Origin of the sequence: Proteus sp. HMSC14B05, from assembly GCF_001808035.1 — a bacterium.
Classification (GTDB): Bacteria; Pseudomonadota; Gammaproteobacteria; order Enterobacterales; family Enterobacteriaceae; genus Proteus; species Proteus mirabilis.
This window is the reverse complement of sequence record NZ_KV791983.1, coordinates 175,212-195,026: the sequence shown is the minus strand read 5'-3', so window position 1 is coordinate 195,026 and position 19,815 is coordinate 175,212. Positions and strand designations below refer to the sequence as shown.

Here is a 19,815-nt window from a genome sequence, read left to right as displayed (position 1 = left end):
GTAATATATATGAATAAAACAATAGATACTTTGCCACTTAACTTTCGTATTTTAATAAAATTAGCCCCACTCCCTCTGATTAGTGGCATTATTATGGCAATAATCTCAACAATGCTAAGTTTAGCACCATTATGGATCATCTATAAAATCAGCCAGATTTGTTTTTCAACATCACCTAATATTCAACAAATAAATAATCTAGTTTATATCACTGTGATTATTTTAATTTTACGTTGGGGATTAATGGCAATAAGTCATATTGCCGCACATCGGGGTGCTTTTTATATTCAGCATCAATTACAACTCGCAATAGCTAAAAAAATCAGTAAAGTACCATTATCATTTTTTGCTCAATATGGCAGTGGAAATCTGCGACGTATTATCAATGATGATATAAAAAGCTTAGAAGGTTTTTTCGCACATATGCTACCTGATCTCGTCTCAGCCATAGTGACTCCCTTTATCGCTATTATATTACTTTTTTATGTAAATTGGCCTCTTGCCTTATTATCTCTAACCCCATTACCCATTGCTTTTATGGCTCAACTTCTCATGTTGCGTCGAGCCAATAAACAAACCAATGAGTGGATGAATATTCAGAAAAAAATTGCTAATGAAATAGGAGAATATATTAAAGGAATACGAGAAATAAAAGCGTTTAACTTAACCTCCCATACTTTTGGTAAATTATCTCAATCTATCAATTCCTCTGTTAAATGGATAAAAAATAATGTCAAAGCTAGTACAGGCTCTTGGATGGTATTTAGTGGGATATTAACAGCGAATCTCGTTATTATAGCACCAGTAGGTGGGTGGATGTATTTAAATCAAAATATTGATTTATCTACTTATATTTTATTTTTAATGACATCCCCCCTCGTACTTGCGCCGTTATTACGACTAACATTTGTGCTAGGAGAACAAGCTCAACGAAAACAAACCTTAAAACATATCAGTATGATCCTTGAACTTTCAGAGCATAAACAACATGATAAACATTTTACTCTCCCTAAAAATAGCGATATTACTTTTAAAGATGTCTGTTTGGATCATGGTGATAAACCGATATTAGAGAAAATTAGTTTTAATGCCCAAGCGGGTACAACAACTGCAATTGTAGGCCACAGTGGTGCAGGAAAATCCTCATTATTAAAACTAATTCCCCGTTTTTATGATTGTACTTCTGGCCAAATAAAAATAGGTCAATATGATATCAACTACTGGCCAGAAATTGATTTACTTTCTCAAATAAGTGTTGTTTTTCAAGATGTATATCTATTTCATGGAACTATTTTAGAAAATTTACTCATAGCAAATCCTAATGCCTTATTTGAGGATATTATCAAAGCAACTAAAGCAGCCAATATTCATCATGTTATTGAAAAACTCCCAGCAGGATATAATACATTAATTGGTGAACAAGGAAATAAACTTTCAGGTGGAGAGAAACAGCGATTATCAATTGCAAGAGCACTATTAAAAAACTCTCCAATCCTACTTCTCGATGAAATTACTGCCAATGTTGATGCTGAAAATGAAATTTTGATCTATCGCGCATTAAAGAGTCTATGCCAGAATCGGACTGTTATTATGATCACTCATAACCTACATACTATTATTAACGCAGATAAAATTATTGTGCTTGATAATGGAAAGATTATTGATACAGGTACACACACCCATTTATTAAACCAATGCCCAACCTATCAAAAATTATGGAATGATTATAGTCACACTATTCATTGGCAATTAATCCAGGAGAATAATAATGATTAAAGAATTAATTAAATCAGGTTATTTGCTTTCTAATAAAAAAGATAAAGATTTAATGGTGGGTCTATGCCTTGCCGTAGTTGAAGGTCTTTTTGCTACTATTCCATATATTCTACTCTATTTTTTATTAATTGATCTTTTTGCCAATAAAATCACACTAGCTCAGTTATTTTATTACTTTTTATCAATACTCTTATCTATTGTTCTGCGTATTGTCATTGGTACTTATAGTATGCCAATGATTTTTATTGGTGCTTATAAAATGATGGGACAAGCCCGTCTAAGAATAGCCGATCATTTACGAAAAATCCCGATTGGCTGGTTTTCTTCTCAACGCAGTGGTGATCTTGCATCACGGCTTACTGCTGATTTAGAGATCATTGAAAATATCTGGTCACATTTCTTAGGAATGTTTATCAGTACTTTAGCGATGCCTGTTTTTCTCTCACTATTCTTAGTATGGGTAGATTGGCAACTCACTTTAATTATATTATTTTCTATTCCAATCGCTCTGTTCGCATTATCCATAAGCCATAAAATAATGTTAAAAGCTGCACAACAGGCAGCTGATGCTAATGCCAATGTACAATCCGAATTACTCGATTATATCCAAGGAATTATGGTTATTCGTAGTTTTGGGCGACTTGGTCCTGCATGGAAAAAACTAAAAGCAGCCTTAGAAACACAAAATAAAACCCAAATAGTTCTAGATTCCAAGCCTGCCCCTTGGATTGCACTTTATGGTTTTATTCTTGAATCAGGTTTTATTTTATTAATGATAATAGGAACAAGCCGTTTAATTAGTGGCTCACTTTCTCCTTCTCAATTCGTTTTTTTCCTTGTATTAGCACTCCCCATTTATCGACAATTCTTTGATTTAGGATTATCCAGTATGTTGTTAAATTATGCACAAAAATCATTACAACGCATAGAAGAAGTAATGAAAGTGGTTCCACTTTCTGAGCCTAAATATACTCAATTACCAATAAGAACAGATATCTATTTTAACAATGTAAGCTTTATTTATCCTTATAATAGTCAATTAACATTAGATAATATATCTTGCTGTTTTCCTGAAAAAAGCTTTACTGCTATTGTTGGCCCTAGTGGCTCAGGGAAAAGCACTTTACTACAGCTTATTTCTCGTCTATGGGATGTTAACCAAGGTGAAATATTGCTAGATGATATTAATATTAACCAAATAAATTCCGATAAACTCTGTTCATATGTATCTTCTGTTTATCAAGATGTCGTTTTATTTTCAGGAACAATTAAAGATAATATTTTAATGGGAAAAACAGATGCTCACGATGATGAAATAATAACTGCAGCTAAATTAGCTAATGCACATGAGTTTATTATACAAAAACCACAAAATTATGATACTCCTATTGGTTACGGTGGTATGTTACTCTCAGGTGGAGAACGTCAACGTCTTTCTCTTGCTAGAACTTTATTAAAAAATGCACCAATTTTACTGATCGACGAAGCAACATCGAGTATCGATTGTTCATCAGAAGTATTAATTCAACAAGCTTTATCATTGTTATCAAAAGATAAGACAATCATTATGATTGCCCATCGATTAAATAGCATTAAAAATGCCGATAACATTATCGTAATGGAAAATGGAAAAATAGCAGAACAAGGAAAACATGCTGAGTTACTTGCAAAAAATGGCTTATATGCACATTTATGGTTACAACAGAAAGCGTTATGCTAATAGCCAAATGCAATGAGTAATAGCAACTTGTTTATAGATAATGAGGTGCATATCTGGATTGGTAATCTACAAACGATACCATGTTTAAGTAAAGCTAAATCCAGAATGCACATCTTAAATAACGATGAAATTTCATCGTTATTCGACTACCCTTTTATAAAACAACGAAATATTTTTTTGCTATCAAGAGTCATGTTACGCGATATTTTATCATTTTATTTAAAAATTTCACCAGAAGATGTAAGATTTTCAAAAAATGAGTACGGGAAACCATTTATTTTAAACGAATCAAAGGAAAGCATTTACTTCAATTTATCACATTCAAATAATTGTGTTGCTCTCGCTATTTCAAATACATCATCCGTTGGTATTGATATTGAATATTTCAACCGTGATATAGAAATAAATAGCATTATAGATTATTATTTCTCAAAAAAAGAAAAAAAATACCTATCTTATTTTGACGAGACTCAAAAAAAACATAATTTCTATAAGATGTGGACATTAAAAGAAGCCTATATTAAATCAAGAGGCATTGGATTATCAGAAGAAATCATTAAGAATTTAGATTTTTATATAAAGAGAGATCAATTTGATAAATTATATTTTATAGAACAGCATTACTCTGCTCATCTTTCATATATTACCAAATCAATATTAGATAGCTATAAAATATCCATAATCACATATCACCATCCATTTAACTATAAATTCTTAACATGGGGTGATATAAAAAGCAACCTGCCACATCATTTATTATAGTTATACGACCACAATGAAATTATATATTAACAGTTAGTTTTAAGTATTATTTGACTGACTATAGGTCATATAAAAGATATGACAATTCAATTCATATATTCACACCAAAACACGAATAAATTATAAAAAACCATCAATATATTAGCACTCATATAAATAAGGAAAAATTATGTTTAACAATAAAACAAAAAATACTATTATTAAAAATAAATCCGATTGGTTAACCATACCTGAAGCTGTATACCTAGCCAACCAGAAAAAAACAGAGAAACAATTAACCGACAGCGACGTTTATCGCCATGCGCTATCTTGAAACATTTATTTATCTATATACTTTCAATCTACAATTATATTAAGGAAAGTCACAAAAATTAAGAATAAAATTAAATTGAAAAAAATAGGAAACTCTCTCACAGATCGTTTATGCTATCTTGATACACATTGTTTCATTAAACATATAAATTATACCACACTCACTCAAGATAAATATATTCATTCTAAAAAAATGGGTCATTGATACCACTCTGATCGGGTATGAATTCGTAACAATTCAACACTTACTGGCGCACTCAATCAATATATCACCACCAATCACAGGCAATCAATGTATTAATTATGGCATTTCAGTTTTATTATCAAGAACTCTATTTCAAGCGTTTGAGAAAATAACATGAAAAGAACGAATTAGCCAACAACTAATGTAATTACCTGAAGAACTAAAATCTGAGATTTATAACAACATTAATCGAATGAAACTCATAAATCCAGTGACAAAGAATATTTCCCTATTTATAAATTACCACAAGATTCCTGTTTTGTAATTCGCCTGACTGAACTACAAAAGCTGATGAATGCCTATGTAAATATTAAACACACTCCAACATCGACACGCATATCCAGCCCTTTGTCTCGTCTTTTCTGGCTTTCATGTAAACATAATGAAGTCATCAGTCCATTACTAGGAAAACCTTACAAGCTTTTATCCATTTTCGAACAATGGGCATCTACCGAAGGTATTACTGACAAATTCAGCGGCGATACACTGAAAACAGCACTTGAACGCGGTTCTCCCACTTCAGTGCCTTATTGATTTAACTCACCATTATACTGAAATACGTATTAAGAACTCAAAAACTCTTAATACGGGCTTACGTGCTTTCTTCTTCACCTTCGCTTATGCTTTTTTATCTTCTCCAACCCCACTCTACACTGGAGAAAATCATGACATCACATCAGTTATTACGCCTGAAACAGGTCGAAGAAAAAACCGGTCTGAAACGCTCGCAAATCTATCTGTATATGAAAGGGGGCTCTTTTCCTCGTTCAATAATAAAGGTTGGCCCTGCCAGCGTAGCCTGGCTCGAATCTGAAATTGATGAATGGATCAACCTCAAATTAGCCAACCGCTGAAGTGTTTAAGGAAGGTCCGAAATCATGATTCCGTCTCTGAATTACGCCGTATTAACAGATGCCCTGCGTGCGCTGAAAGAAGACAATATTCACCATCGTGAATCTCTGGGACTCACCTTCGACGAAATGAATACCCTCAGGACAACACTGGTGCTTTAATGAAAAAACGAAATTTCAGTGCAGAATTCAGACGTGAATCCGCTCAGTTAGTGGTGGATCAACACTATACGGTTGCAGATGCCGCAAATGCCATGGATGTCGGACTTTCCACTATGACCCGGTGGGTAAAGCAGCTACGAGATGAACGTGCCGGCAAAACACCTAAAGCCTCCCCTATCACGCCGGAGCAAATTGAGATACGTGAGCTGAAGAAAAAACTTCAACGTATTGAAATGGAAAATGAAATATTAAAAAAGGCTACTGCGCTCTTGATGTCAGATTCCCTGAACAACTCTCGATAATCGGGAAACTCAGAGCGCATTATCCTGTGGCCACGCTTTGCCACGTGTTTGGGGTTCACCGCAGCAGCTATAAATACCGGAAAAACCGTCCTGACAAGCCGGATAGCAGGCTAGCTGTATTACGCAGTCAGGTTCAGGAACTACACGGCCTCAGTCATGGCTCCGAGGATGCAAGAAGTATCGCCACAATGGCCACACACAGGGGCTTCCGGATGGAACGATGGCTTGCCGGCCATCTTATGAGGAAGCTGGGGCTGGTGAGTTGTCAGCAGCCTGTTCACCGATATAGACGTGGGGGACACGAACATATTGCTATCCCGAATCACCTCGGACGTCAGTTTGCAGTGACAGTGCCTGACCAGGTATGGTGCGGCGATGTGACGTATATCTGGACAGGTAAACGCCGGACTTACCTTGCTGTGGTACTCGATCTATTTGCACGGAAACCCGTGGGGTGGGCAATGTCGTTCTCTCCGGACAGCAGGCTGACCACCAAAGCACTGAAAATGGCATGGGAAAGACGCGGTAAGCCATCCGGGGTTATGTTCCACAGTGATTAGGGTAGTCACTATACAAGCAGGTAGTTCAGGCAGTTACTGTGGCGATACCGGATCAGGCAAAGTATGAGCAGGCGCGGAAACTGCTGGGATACTCATTCTAATATACTTTCAAATACCGGATCGGACTGACCCGTGCTGGGATTGGCTCAAATGCCTTTGTGTTGACCTGTCGTCCGATTCTGGTATTTCCCGGGCATAACCGGGCCCAGAGTTTGTGACCTGATAGGAGCTTTGTGCTGCATCCCGAGTGTCCTGTCCTGCGATGGGGATGATTGTGCTACCAATATCTGGAGGCAAACCATGCAAAACGACCGCCAATCTTCTGAAACCGTGATTCTGGGTGTCGATACCCATCTTGATATTCATGTCGGCGCTGTTATCAGTCAGGCAGGTAAACTGCTTGGAACTCACATTATTCAAACAAATCAAGCGGGCTATCTGGAACTACTTGATTGGGCACGTTCTTTCGGTAGCCTCGAACGAGCAGGCATCGAAGGAACAGGAACATATGGTGCCGCATTAACACGCTATCTCATCAAGAATAGCATTTATGTTGTTGAAGTTAACCGGCCAGATCGCTCAAAACGCCGCCTTGAAGGGAAGTCAGATCCACTAGATGCAGAAAATGCAGCCCGGACAGTGCTTTCAGGGAGCAGCAAGGCCATACCAAAAATGCAGTCAGGTGCATGTGAGGCTCTCCGGATTATTAGTGTTGCCCGACGTAGTGCAGTAAAAGCCTGTACGCAGGCGATTAATCAGCTTCGTGCACTGCTGGTTAGTGCCCCGCAAGATGTTCGCGACAAACTCTGGAAATCGAAACCACACGAATGCGTAACTGCCTGCATTAACAGCGAAGTGTCAGAGCACTCACCATTACGTATAGCCTTGTGCAGTACGCTTCGAAGCCTTGCGAAACGATGGATGGCCCTGACTGAAGAGTTGAATGAACTAGACGAATCACTAGATAAACTGACCCGCAAGTATGCCAGTAACCTTCGTAGCCAGTTTGGCGTTGGGCCACAGACGGCTGCAACACTGCTGGCAGTTGCGGGTGATAACCCCGAACGTTTAAAAAATGAAGCGGCCCTGGCATCGCTCTGTGGCGTAAATCCACTGCCAGCATCATCAGGGAAAACAGTAAGGCACAGATTAAACCGTGGTGGCTCACGTGAAGCAAACAATGCCCTGTGGACAATAGCCCTTGTACGTATGCGTAGCGATCCGCGCACGAGAATCTATGTCGACAGACGAACTGGTGAAGGGCTATCGACTAAAGAGATCCTGAGATGCCTAAAACGCTACATCGTCCGTGAGCTCTATCCATTGATTTTATCGGACCTCGCATATGCCAATCGCCGCTCTTGACATAGGAGCGTCAACAGTCCGATGGAGCGCTTTTTCAGGAGTCTGAAAAATGAGTGGATGCCGGTGACAGGCTACACCAGCTTCAGTGAAGCTGCTCAAGCGATAACGGGTTATATCGTCGGGTATTACAGCGAACTCAGGCCGCACGAATATAACGGTGGATTACCACCAAATGAATCGGAAAACCGATACCGAAAAAACTCTAAAACCGTGGCCAGTTTTAGTTGACCACTACAAAAGCTTATTGATGAACGAACTGATGATGTTTTGTATGGTGAACCATGATACAAAAAATGGACGATGGGCCGAATGATCTCATTTAATACATCTTCGCCTTATACCAACGCGAATGGAAGATTAAAAAAGTGGGCAAAAAATAATAACAATTTAAAGTAAGCATCAGCGTCAAATTAATGGCCGAAAAATCGCTCTATGCCCACATCCTTAATCTGACCACGCCGTGGCAGGTTAAATCCCTTGCTCTCAATAAAAATGCAGATTCTGTAACCGGAACAAAGAATTCTTCAAGGTGGCGATAATATTCCATTATGGAAAGCTAAATATGGCTTTCTGAGCCTTATTACCATGACTAAGGAATACCCTATTATCAACAGTATAAAAATGTAGTTTGCAGGATGAGCGGGCTCTTTACCGTCCGCATTCGCAGGGAAATTGAAATCTATGTCACTCTGCCAGATCCAAAAATAAGGTTAAGGCCGCATTCCTTTGCGGCGTCTTATTCCTCTGTTCAGACCTTATCCATCATATAACGATGCGCTTTCGATGCTGCCTGGCGGCTTTAAAAATATAGCGCTTATCGTTTTTCAGTGCTTTCAGCCAAGAAGCAATATAACTTTCGTGCTGAACCTATCCGACAATCCCCAGATCCGCCATCAGGAACACGCTTCCCAGCTCGGCGATCAACTCTTCAAATGCATAATTTTCACTGCTAAATCTTCCTTTCATTTCGCGGTTCAGGCGACTTTTGCCATCGCTCCAGTGAACAATCTCATGCAGATCCGTGGCATAAAAGCTAGCGGCATCGGAAAAAAACGACGTTCAGGTAACAAAACCTCATCTGTTGATGGCATGAAAAAGGCGTTTTGTCCTTTCTCAATGATGTTAGCACCGCTGTTACAGAACAGATTTTCAGCCTGTGGCAACGCGTCAAACGTCGCTTGTGGGGCAACGGTATCTGCCGTCAGTGAGAGGCCATCAATTTGTTCGACATTAAACACGACAAAGGTTTTCAGCATCGGGATATGGTCAATTTCTCCGGTGTCGTTTTCCTTCTCCAGGATGGTATAAAAAATGGCGGTCATGCCGTGCTAGTCCTTACGAACTTGCGCACCTTCTGCCCTAGCCTGTTTGTATGTCATCCAGCAGGAATCACTGAATCCTCATTCTGATTCACTGCACCCGCTGTAGGCTGTGCCAGTAGCGTAGTTGGAAGGCATGCCGGACATACCCGGTACGCGCTGCCACGGACACACTCAGGGTTTAACGCCTACTTCCAGTGTGGTAATGATGAGGTCGGTAACGATCTGATAAATATCGGTTCTGGTTTTGGAAAATTTCGTTTTTGAGGAGCCTGACGGGTCCAGCGGGGATACGCTGGTCGCCGTTGCGGTGTTAGAGGCACTTGTCTGAGTATGCAAGGAAGTGATCATAGTTTTTTCTCCATCAGTAATGTGATTTTCATCTTCGTATCGCCTGACAGTTCGCTTTCTCGGCATCGTTCTGGCCCACAAGGGTGCAGCATGCGTGCACTTCACCCTTACGGGACCGGTTGTGCCGTGAAATGATTAACCGGAAGCTGATACGGGAACAAAAAGCACACAGGAGGAAAAATCGGTCCCTGCATAGCCGAACTTAGCGCCCTTTACTCCGTATTGGTGAAAAGTAGATTTGTGGTAATGAATTGGGGATTGGTACTGATAGAAACATCTTGTTGGCACCGAGATCTCAAAAAATGTCTAGAATTAAAACAGGTGTGCTTACCTTAATGTGATAGAGCCCTAAAACATGCATCTTCAAGTTAATTGTGCATGATTATAAAAAAAAGAGGCACCCATAGAGTACCTCACTTACTTTATATCTTATTAAATCAGAATATATTAAAAATCAATTTTGACATTTATCCCATAATTTCGACCCGGTAATGGGACTAAATATTTCAATTGAGAAGATGCAGGTCTTGCTTCAGTATCGGTGAGATTATTAATAATAAAATCAACCGAAACATCTACCTTATCAAGGTGGTATTTTTTGCCAATCCCCGCATCAACTAACGTATAGGAAGGAAAGGCCATATCTCCACCATACATTAACCCACCGCTTTCTTTTTGTTTTTTATAGTAAGTTGCACTACTAAATGCAGTTAATTCATCATGTTGGTAATAAATACTGATACCATGCTTTTCATTAGGTAAATTTGGCAAATAGTGACCTGCAATAAACAGTTTTCTTTTGCTTTTATTTTCGACAAAATCACCAAATAGTGTAAATGTTAGATTGTGATCATGAGGCATTTCATATAAATATTTAAATTCATATTCTAATCCTTTTGTTTCAAGATCGGTGTCATCCCATTCCATAACAGGACCAGCACCACGACTGATACCCGTTAATCGTCTAAATTTAAAACCACTGTAGTCTGTTTTATACAAATTAAGTTTATTAGAGAAATTGCCAATCTCAATAACAGATGATAATTCAATACTTTTGCTTTTTTCGGTATTAAATTCACTGTTTCCTTGTTCTTCAATTAAATAAGCATAATGAGGGCCATGTGTATAAAGTTCATTAATTTCTGGTGCTCGATAAGAAATATTTTGTTGTAGTTTTAATGTCCATTCATCAATTGGTGTAAAAGATAGAGCGAGTGTATTTGCACTTGTATCAAAATGACGGTTTTGTAAATTAGAACCTTGCCCTCTACCACGATTATAATTCGCTGGAATATTGAGATTATGTTGAGTGTAACCTTTACGATATCCAGCAGTGAGCTCAAAAGGAGATAAATTTAGCGATTCAACCCAATATATTCCGTACTCTTTGGTTAATACACTGGGTAAATAAGCATCATAACCAGACGTTTTCAGATCACGATAATTACCGTTGATCCCAAACGCACCATTAAGTCGATTAAATAGCGGAGTATGTGCAGTTTCTAAAGCTAACTGATGGCTTTTTGTATTAAATACCGATGAAGCAATTTGGCCGACTAACTCTTCATCTTTAGATTCAGAATAAGAATAATAAAAAGCACTGTCTCTTAAAAATGGTGCTAAATGATCATGTTTTCCTTGTATATCTATTCTTCGATTACTATTTGAAACCGAAACAGGTTTATACCTTTCTCGAGTTGTTTTAGTTGTGAGATAAGCATAGCCTGGCACTCCATACGATGTTTGAAAATCAGTGACAGAAAAACCTAAGTAACCGTCATCTCCGATATAAGAGAGTGATGCGTTACCACTTTGGCTTTTTAAAAAGCTATTGGGAATTTCGTTATTATTATTTTCAACATAATGCTTTGGAGGTGTGACATGTTCAATAGATGTGGGGCTACCAGGTTTATATCGTAAGTTAGGTTCATTATCTACATAACCAATACCTGAAAAATAGTCCTTATCTTTAAAGGTATATTTATCATCCTCGCTTAACTCATATTCAACCTGATATTTTTTCCAAAACTCACTAATGTAAGGATACGCTTCAGGGTTACGGCTAGTAAACACTTTCATATCCACTTGGCATTGATCACGTAATGCAGAGTGGTCTTTTAGCTGTTGATAGCTATAGCAAGCACCAACTTTAGAGCGTGTTGGAATTTTATATTTTGAGACTCGTTTAGTAGCACCGGAAAGATTAAAAATCCAGTTTTCTTTATTACTGAATTTAATATTTACTGATCCACCGTTACCATTATTAGTGCTACCATTAAATGTCACGGCACCTGAAATTGCTTTTTCAGGAAACTGTGTCATTATTCGATCATCCCACAAATGAATTGCACCACCACTGCTGCTACCACCATAAAGTAGTGCTTCGGAGCTTTTACTAATTGATATTTCGTTAATTCTATTCATATCAACAGGAATAGGCATATTCCCACTAATAAATGAAACATCATTAATCGGAAGATTATTAACTAAAATCCCGACTCTATTGCCAGAGAGACTTCGAATAACAGGCCTTGCCGCATTTGGGCCAAAACCTTCCGCTTGTACACCAGCAACTTTTGAAACGGTATTACCAATCGTATTTGTTTTTATTTGTTCAAGTTGTTTTCCTTTTATCTCTTCTCGATTATTGAGTAATAAAGAGGAGAATGTCTCTTTGTTTTTTATTGATGTTGCTTTAACAGTAATAACATCGTTTGATGTTTCTTTTTCTTGGCTTTTATCTTGATTATTCTCTTTTCCATATAAAGGAGACGACAAAAGTATAAGTAAAATAATAGAGAGTTTACTTTTTTTCATGATATTCATATTAGAATGTAAGAGTAGCGCCTAAGATAATATTACGACCAGGTAAATACATTTCATCTTTAATATAAGAGGTGCTGTCTTTCCCTTTTACATCAAAGATATTATTAATCTTGGCGTATAAGGTATAATCTGTGTTATCTAAATAACCAATATATTCACTACCTAAACTAACTGTGTTATAAGCCTCTGTGGATGTTTCATAGTCTGCTGTTTTATTCTGTTTTCCAAAATGATCAATGCGAATTTGTCCAATTACGTTTTCTGTAAAACTATGTTTAATATAAGTACTTAAACGATAAGCCGGTATTCTTGGTATATTTCCCTTATTGTGTAGTAAATTTGCTCTAACATAATCACCAGAAATACCAATTAAGCTATCTTGGTTATAGTAATAATCAATATTTCCTTCTATACCTTTAAACTGTGCATCATTTTGAACATATTGTAATGAACGATAGCCATTATTTAATTCAGTCCCCGTAAATTGACCGTAAATATAATTATTAATACGGTTATAATAGGCACTCATATTGAATTGAATATCACCTGTTACTTTAGTTATTCCAATATCAATATTATTTGCAGCCTCTGCGGTTAAATTAGGATCGCCTTTTTCAATAGTTCGACTTGCAGCATGAACACCATTCGCGTAAAGCTCTTCTGCAACAGGTAATCTTTTCGTGTGTGAAAGTGATAAATTTAAAAAATAGTCTTGTGTAAAATTCCATGCTAATCCAGCAGAAATAGAAGATGCACTCTGCTTATTATTTTTTTGAGTTTCTCTATTTAACAGTGATTGCCACTCTTGGCGAAATCCTAATTCATAGCGAAAATCACCTAATTGGTATTCTTCTAATAAAAAGAGTGAGTGATTTTTTGTTTTTGTTGACGGTACATAAGCTTCTTCTCCTTGAGCACTAAAATCACGCTGGTTAAATTGCCCGCCAATAACACCATGCCAACCCCAAATAGGTTGATGTGTAAATGTCAGTCTTAATTCATCGCCTTTGTTTTTAAATGAGGTACTGACTTCATTTCCTTCTTTTTCATCATGATGATAATCGGTTCTGACCGCACTGAAACGTATTGATTCAATACCAGTAAATGGATTGTTTTTTTCACCACGAAGATCCCATCGTTTGCTATCCATAACAATATAAGGAATACCATGTTGATGTTGTTCATCAGGGTATTCATGATTGTGATTATGATGATGATGGCCGATTAAAGGAGGGCGAATTGGGGCGTGATGATGGTGATCATCTTCATGATCATGAAAATGCGTATGACCAGGCAGCCCATATCGACGATGTTGTTCACCATAACCAATCCCTATATAACCGTCATCAAAAAGCCAGGATACACCAATATTTGCCGATTGGTTATCTTGATAAGATCCTGCTAAACGGCTAGTTTCTCCTTGATGTAAAGGTTCTGGTTGTTTGTAATCACTTTGATAACGTTTAGTACCCTCAAGGCGAAGCGCCAAATTATTTTCTCCTAACGTTAATCCTACTGATCCTGTATTTCCTTTAGAAACAGAATCGTATTGATAATGCAATTCACCCTCATAGCCTTTTTCAGGCACTGACATAGGAATCTTGCTATCAATAACATTAATTGCACCGCCTATTGTGCCTCCTCCATAAAGTAATGTTGAAGGGCCTTTTAATACTTCAATGCGTTGACTTAAAAAGGGTTCACTGGTGATTGTATGATCTGCACCAATAGAGGATACGTCCATAAGATCACTACCACTGTGTAATACCTTGACTCGATTGCCTGACATTCCTCGAATAACTGGATGAACTGAGCCTCCACCAAAAAAGCTGGCATGAAAACCTGGTAAGGATGTTAAGGTTTCAGCAATCGAGGCACTACGATTAGCGCGTAGATCTTCTTGTGTCAGAACAGAAACGGGGATCGCCATTTTCTCTTGCGGAGTATGCAAAGGTGTTGAATAGACCTCTAATACCTCATTGTTCCGATTTTCAGTTGATTTTATTGCAGGGCTTGCATTTGCAAATAAGGAATAACTCATTGAAATAAAAAATGTTGTATAATTAAAAATAGATTTTTTCATACTATCCGCCATTTTTTGTTATGTTATAACATATCACATTGTATGTATATATAATTATCATTAGCAAGTGATTATTTAAAAAATAATAAAAATTTGGGCTGTCCTAGATAAGGTTTAAGTTTTAACTATCTGTTTTAGAATACTTAATTGCTTCTTTGCAGCTTGGCGTATTAAACGGGTTATTGTTAAATCTGGTGTATGGCACCATCAGACAATGCTCCGATCTGATGCTTCATCCTCTGCATACTGGGGTTGACGGTGTAAGTATCCCGCATAATTAATTTGCCAACGAAGGAGATCGCTATGCGTAAAGCCTGTTTTACTGAGCATCAGATCATCGCCGTAATTAAGTCGGTTGAAACCGGGCGGACTGTTAAAGTTGATGACTTTAACCGTGAGACATTGTCGATTAAAATCATTCTGAATCTGCCAGATCTGCGAATGATCCGTGTACTCGACAGGATCGCGGCAAACTGCGGCTACCCGATCATGCTGCACATGAATAATGGTCCAGAATTTATCTCACTGATACTGGCTGAATGGGCAGAAAAACATGCAGTAAAACGGGATCTTATCCAGCCAGGTAAGCCGACGCAGGACACTTTCATTGAATACTTTAACCGGACATACCGTACATACGCGATTTTTATATATTCATGATCAGACGTGAGATAAATAACGAATTGGAGTGGGTTTAAACAGGTTATAACGAATAGGTTACTGTAATTAATTTTCAGTATATGTAAGAGAATTTCGAGTCCGTTTACCATGCTGTGTAAACGCCTTTTTCAAAAGTGACCATCCTGGCGGTCGCGGTCACCGAACTCGACAATAAAGCGACTCTATTACTATACGCCAGTTCCTCAGCGGCATTGTCCATTTTTGCGAGGCAATCCGTCAGACAGTGCGGGGTTAGGATTGAAGCCACAGAGCACCGTTATCACTGGATACAATGGTACGTTGGCTCAATCTCAGGCTACGTGGGTATTGTACTATGGACGCTTTTGTCAATCAGTAATGGATTATATAGCCAGACATATCGATCTGTACCTTGCTAAATGGGTTACCCGTAAATACAAGAGGGGACACGGTAGTCTGGTTCAAGCGTATGAATGATTAGACAGGATCCGGAATGTTAAACTCAGTTTGTTTGCACACTGGACTATTTGTACGCGATGTTACCAGTCAACTACAAGAGCCAGATGACGGGATACTGCCACGTCCGGCTCCGTGGGAGTGGAGGGGGAAAGTTCCCCTCCACGACGCGATAACCTCATATAATACTAGAAAATAAAAATCAGATAAATGATAGTGTTCACTACTTTTTAGTGATACACCTTGCAGAATGTACCATTGCAACAAATCCTGCTGCTATCATCATAGTATCTTTCAGAACTAACCTTCCCGCACCGGAAAGATAAGGAAACTCAGTATGAGCATCTGCTCCATGTACCCAGGTTTCAGGTGTAAACACCAAAAATGTTAATGTGACAAATGGCGTAAGAAACACTAAGGCAGAGCCCTTTCCATTTATTATTAAGATAAACATCAGCATAGTACTTTCCTGCTGGAGTTGGATTTCCTTGATTGAAACGATGAATATCTAACGTCGTCTTCCCTTGAGTATGCTGTAAAAAACTGGGATCAAATTCAGCATATTCCATAGCCACTGTGTCCATGGAAAAAACTCCCAGTGAAATAAATATGGCAGGCAGGAATGAATGATGTTCAGTTTAAGTGCAATATTTCATAAATATTATCCTTATTTCAGAGCTGACTCACTTAATTCATGCCCACCATAATCGTTAACAACTGTCCACTTCACTTTTCCATATCCCGACATATTTCCATGTATAGGAAGGCGTATTGAAGAATAAGGAGCAACCATATCTACTGGATTAATTGATTGTGAGTAGTTGCTCTGAATCAAAGTAATATGATTATAAGTAATAAAATAAGGACTTTGATTATCTGCACAAAGAAAGGCCTTTGCTCCTTGTTTTTCAATATGCCATATAACAGAATTATAGGCCTCACTGAGAGAACGTGTGAGTTTTTCTGGACGATAGAATAGCTTTATGCGACTATGGATCGGGAGTTGAAGATAATTTGAGTTTACATTTAAATTATTTTTATTTTCAAATTTAGGTTTAGCTGAAATATCCAGTATATTTAGCCAAAAAATTGATTCACGATCATTAGGCAGTGCTTCACCCGTATACATAATTCGTAATGTTTGCCCTGTGTGAGGTTCTATACGAAATATAAGCGGAGTAATAATAAAGGGAACATTGACTGAGTCTGGAGCAACACTGGCATCACCAGTATCAATCCAGGACTGAATTAAAGATGGAGTAGATTCATCATTATTAATTTTAATATTAATACCTTCCTAGTTTTCAGGATAAATAACTCAGGTACCCAACATTAGCATAACTTGACACAGAAAATAAGCCGGCCATCATGAAAAAGAAAAGTTTTTTCATGGAAACTCCGAACAAAGCAGTGCAGATGAGCTGCCTTGTAAATAATGATAATAAAAACGCACGATTATTATTTATTACTCATAGGCAATAGTGTAATTAACACTAGAAATGACATCCCCTACAATTGCTTTTCCTGTAGCATAATATTGGGCCATATAGCGTAGTGTCGCTTCATCGTCACTATTAATAGCTTCTGAATGGACATCCTGTCCGACAAAGTCTTTCCCTAATTGAATAGCAGTAGTACCATCGTTATTTAATAACTGAATTTGAACATTTTGTGCTCCGTCAGAGCTTGCATTTTTTAGTTTGTTCGTATTAAAGTCAGTATTAGCTCCGGGTTCAAAAAAAGCTTTCACATTACTAGATCCATTTTGTCCAGTAGTGCATCCAGTAAGACTAATTGTACCGTCATATGCCATTGCTGAGTTAAAAATAGCAACAGACAGTACCGTACTTAAAGCAATATTATTTTTAAATTTCATTATTTGGTTACTAACATAAAAATCAATCTATAAACTTCATTGAGGGTATTTATATCCTTAATTTATATATTAAAACTATAAAAAACAGGTGCTACTCTATTAAAATTATTAAATATAAACGCCATTATTTAATAAAAAATTAATAACATTCACCAACATGAAAAATACGGAAGCTTTATTTGAAATTACAAACTTATTATTTATTAAAATGTAACCTCATGTAATTAAAATATAATTAATGGATATAATTTTCTTTCTAAAAATAAATTATGTTAATATGTTATTATTGATCGATAATGTATTTTTTTGATAGATTAAAACCATCAATATAAACATAACAATCGTTTTTAACGATCATTTTTAACAATTTATACTGATTGTAAAACTCATTTATATTGATATAGAAGGGAATAGGTAATACAGAATATATTTCAAAGTATATTTTATTAATCTTAATGACTATATAAGCAAATTTAAAAAACTTTAAAATAATTATTTAGAAAATAAATATATATTAATGCAACCATTAATGATAATAATTTATAATCTTTAATTATAGGAAAGGCACCATAAATACATTGTATTAATATTTATAACATAGACTTGGCGACTATATTAATCACCTATTCTTTTGTTAAAAAGAAAACAACAAATAACAAAAAATAAATATATGAATTAAAGAAAAATCATTCTTTAAATGATATACCTTGATCTGCATCACAGTATAATTCGGATATTTAATTACATATAACTTATAGTTGTTATATATACCTTAACAATTAATGAATGCAAAAATAGAAAATAATAACCGATTTTGACCACATATAAAACTTATTACACATATAATGATGCTTTCACATTTCTCATGTTTTAGTTTTAATCTTTTCAGCGCTCAAAGATAATCTCTCTATTGGCTTCTATCACGTGGTTTGCATATTTTCATCAAATGGATAGTCAATCTCTTTATCATTATATATCACATTTAATGTGGTTATAACGAGCTCTTATTGAACATTCATATCCTTGGTTTTTATGCACAGTAATGTGCAGCTAAACAGCTTTTATTCCTAGTCATTTTGCTAAAAAAAAGATTACTAAAATTATAAAAGCCACCAACCTATAACATTATTTTATATCCGTGATGACATAAATATAAATAAATGAAATATTTTCACTTAATATTTCAGCAAGATTTTTTACCAAAAAGGAATTAAAAATGAAAAATTATAAAGTCGCAGTCAGCTATGATATGTCTGACTCTATTTCAACTCATCGTAAATATGTTAATATTCTACATACTGACTTCTCTTATATTGCCGCAATTATTATTTCACTTGATAATATTCAAGATGGAAGGCTCGATTTTATTGAACAAAATAGCTTTGGACAGCCTGTATTCGCTATTATTAATAAAGATAAAGTTATTCCGACTAATATTATTAATCGATTAACAGGTGTAATTGATTTAAATAAAAAGAATACAGACCGGATTCAGCCGGCTGTTCCCAGACTGACCGATAATATCTGACCATAAAGCCGTTTCTAGGCTGCATCCACTTCCCGCTGAAACGCCAGCTCTTTTTCTGCCCTGGCAAATTCCTGCTGTACCCACTTTTCAGCCAGCCGACAGCGCTCCTCATCTGACCGGGCCTCAATGCCCAGTGTCGTCAGAGGATCCAGGCCGAGAGACTGAATACCGCGCCACCCTTTCATCAGCGCTTCAAAACGGGCATACTCCTCCGCACTCAGTCCCCATTCCTGCGCCTCATACTGCAATGACTGAGTCTGACTCTTAGCCGATTTCCCCGCCTCAATCTGCCAATCTGCCCCCCGGAAACAGACTGTGTGGCTGTCAGCGGCGCTGTCATCAGACACCCGCTCAGTAAAACCACAAATCTTATGTTTTTCATCACGGCATCTCTTTTATGGTAGGCGCAACGTCACCGTACGCCCCTGATAACGTCCGCCCACCGGCAGTAACTGTACCAGCCCCAGCTGATGGATAAAGGTCCGGAAGTACCGGCTGGGCATGACCGGTGTTGACCAGAATCGCGGTATCTATCAGCCACCGGTTCAGCAGGCCGGGAGGGTTTATCTGCACAGCCCCCCAACAGCAGTGAGGTCAGGGCAAGACATATCGGGAGAATTTTCATACGCATTTTCTGTCCTGTGTTAATAAAATAAAGTCACAGGCACACTGTGCGCAGAAAA

At 37.3% G+C, this 19,815-nt stretch carries 15 protein-coding genes and 7 pseudogenes; 14 read left to right on the top strand and 8 right to left on the bottom strand.

Annotated elements, in window-relative coordinates:
* The first annotated feature begins 9 nt into the window (after window positions 1-9).
* From HMPREF3129_RS06650 to HMPREF3129_RS18510, 10 genes and pseudogenes are all read left to right on the top strand, one after another.
* On the top strand, window positions 10-1,776 hold the full coding sequence (locus HMPREF3129_RS06650) for an ABC transporter ATP-binding protein (RefSeq protein WP_001044024.1): 1,767 nt from the start codon (window positions 10-12) through the stop codon (window positions 1,774-1,776).
* Window positions 1,769-3,496, top strand: coding sequence for an ABC transporter ATP-binding protein (locus HMPREF3129_RS06645; RefSeq protein WP_000588838.1), 1,728 nt, complete (start codon window positions 1,769-1,771; stop codon window positions 3,494-3,496). The genes HMPREF3129_RS06650 and HMPREF3129_RS06645 overlap by 8 nt, the downstream gene beginning before the upstream one ends.
* A gap of 12 nt (window positions 3,497-3,508) precedes the next feature.
* Window positions 3,509-4,258: a 4'-phosphopantetheinyl transferase family protein gene (locus HMPREF3129_RS06640; RefSeq protein ID WP_000071884.1), complete on the top strand. Its 750-nt coding sequence runs from the start codon at window positions 3,509-3,511 to the stop codon at window positions 4,256-4,258.
* A 169-nt stretch (window positions 4,259-4,427) separates the two neighbouring features.
* A complete protein-coding gene (locus HMPREF3129_RS19125) occupies window positions 4,428-4,571 on the top strand; it encodes a hypothetical protein (protein ID WP_000482925.1) in 144 nt (47 codons plus the stop codon).
* Window positions 4,572-5,479: 908 nt separating this feature from the next.
* A complete protein-coding gene (locus HMPREF3129_RS06635; protein ID WP_000200567.1) occupies window positions 5,480-5,668 on the top strand; it encodes an AlpA family transcriptional regulator in 189 nt (62 codons plus the stop codon).
* Window positions 5,669-5,692: 24 nt separating this feature from the next.
* Window positions 5,693-5,806 (top strand): annotated as a pseudogene (locus HMPREF3129_RS18760) (DUF2857 domain-containing protein); the annotation flags it as partial.
* A 20-nt stretch (window positions 5,807-5,826) separates the two neighbouring features.
* Window positions 5,827-6,779 (top strand): annotated as a pseudogene (locus tag HMPREF3129_RS06625) (IS3 family transposase); the annotation flags it as partial.
* A gap of 210 nt (window positions 6,780-6,989) precedes the next feature.
* Complete coding sequence (locus tag HMPREF3129_RS06620; RefSeq protein WP_004239726.1) at window positions 6,990-8,054, top strand: IS110 family RNA-guided transposase; 1,065 nt, start codon at window positions 6,990-6,992, stop codon at window positions 8,052-8,054.
* Window positions 8,055-8,066: 12 nt separating this feature from the next.
* Window positions 8,067-8,282, top strand: a pseudogene (locus tag HMPREF3129_RS18295) (integrase core domain-containing protein); the annotation flags it as partial.
* A gap of 12 nt (window positions 8,283-8,294) precedes the next feature.
* Window positions 8,295-8,450, top strand: a pseudogene (locus HMPREF3129_RS18510) (ClbS/DfsB family four-helix bundle protein); the annotation flags it as partial.
* A 352-nt stretch (window positions 8,451-8,802) separates the two neighbouring features.
* Here HMPREF3129_RS18510 and HMPREF3129_RS18505 read toward each other — a convergent pair.
* The 3 genes and pseudogenes from HMPREF3129_RS18505 to HMPREF3129_RS06605 all read right to left on the bottom strand — a co-directional run bounded on the left by HMPREF3129_RS18505 (window position 8,803) and on the right by HMPREF3129_RS06605 (window position 14,633).
* Window positions 8,803-9,724 (bottom strand): annotated as a pseudogene (locus tag HMPREF3129_RS18505) (ArdC family protein).
* A gap of 447 nt (window positions 9,725-10,171) precedes the next feature.
* A complete protein-coding gene (locus tag HMPREF3129_RS06610) occupies window positions 10,172-12,541 on the bottom strand; it encodes a TonB-dependent receptor plug domain-containing protein (RefSeq protein ID WP_004239729.1) in 2,370 nt (789 codons plus the stop codon).
* A gap of 10 nt (window positions 12,542-12,551) precedes the next feature.
* A complete protein-coding gene (locus HMPREF3129_RS06605) occupies window positions 12,552-14,633 on the bottom strand; it encodes a TonB-dependent receptor (protein ID WP_001351060.1) in 2,082 nt (693 codons plus the stop codon).
* 378 nt (window positions 14,634-15,011) lie between these two features.
* On the opposite strand from HMPREF3129_RS06605, the pseudogene HMPREF3129_RS06600 reads away from it, so the two are divergent.
* Window positions 15,012-15,287 (top strand): annotated as a pseudogene (locus HMPREF3129_RS06600) (DDE-type integrase/transposase/recombinase); the annotation flags it as partial.
* A gap of 264 nt (window positions 15,288-15,551) precedes the next feature.
* Entirely contained in the window at window positions 15,552-15,749 is a 198-nt protein-coding gene (locus HMPREF3129_RS18275) for a group II intron maturase-specific domain-containing protein (RefSeq protein WP_077788456.1), read from the top strand.
* Between the two features lie 202 nt (window positions 15,750-15,951).
* On the opposite strand, the pseudogene HMPREF3129_RS06595 reads toward HMPREF3129_RS18275, so the two are convergent.
* From HMPREF3129_RS06595 to HMPREF3129_RS06585, 4 genes and pseudogenes are all read right to left on the bottom strand, one after another.
* Window positions 15,952-16,155, bottom strand: a pseudogene (locus HMPREF3129_RS06595) (DUF417 family protein); the annotation flags it as partial.
* Window positions 16,094-16,297 carry a FimD/PapC N-terminal domain-containing protein gene (locus tag HMPREF3129_RS18270; protein WP_223302955.1) on the bottom strand — a complete coding sequence of 68 codons (204 nt, stop codon included), beginning with the start codon at window positions 16,295-16,297 and terminating at the stop codon, window positions 16,094-16,096. The gene HMPREF3129_RS18270 and the pseudogene HMPREF3129_RS06595, both read right to left, overlap by 62 nt.
* 98 nt (window positions 16,298-16,395) lie before the next feature.
* Window positions 16,396-16,965, bottom strand: coding sequence for a fimbria/pilus periplasmic chaperone (locus HMPREF3129_RS18265; RefSeq protein ID WP_230458799.1), 570 nt, complete (start codon window positions 16,963-16,965; stop codon window positions 16,396-16,398).
* 228 nt (window positions 16,966-17,193) lie between these two features.
* Window positions 17,194-17,604: a fimbrial protein gene (locus tag HMPREF3129_RS06585; protein WP_000669584.1), complete on the bottom strand. Its 411-nt coding sequence runs from the start codon at window positions 17,602-17,604 to the stop codon at window positions 17,194-17,196.
* Window positions 17,605-18,428: 824 nt separating this feature from the next.
* Here HMPREF3129_RS06585 and speFL point away from each other — a divergent pair.
* Together speFL and HMPREF3129_RS06580 are read left to right on the top strand one after the other, a co-directional pair.
* Window positions 18,429-18,506, top strand: a complete 78-nt coding sequence (gene speFL / locus HMPREF3129_RS19120) for a leader peptide SpeFL (protein ID WP_223310125.1) — start codon at window positions 18,429-18,431, stop codon at window positions 18,504-18,506.
* 314 nt (window positions 18,507-18,820) lie between these two features.
* The gene (locus tag HMPREF3129_RS06580) at window positions 18,821-19,132 is read left to right on the top strand and encodes an Orn/Lys/Arg decarboxylase N-terminal domain-containing protein (RefSeq protein ID WP_004239731.1); all 312 of its coding nucleotides are present in this window, start codon (window positions 18,821-18,823) and stop codon (window positions 19,130-19,132) included.
* 14 nt (window positions 19,133-19,146) lie between these two features.
* Here the strand turns inward: HMPREF3129_RS06580 and HMPREF3129_RS06575 are convergent, their stop codons facing one another.
* Window positions 19,147-19,479: a hypothetical protein gene (locus tag HMPREF3129_RS06575; RefSeq protein WP_026164689.1), complete on the bottom strand. Its 333-nt coding sequence runs from the start codon at window positions 19,477-19,479 to the stop codon at window positions 19,147-19,149.
* Window positions 19,480-19,815 lie beyond the last annotated feature (336 nt).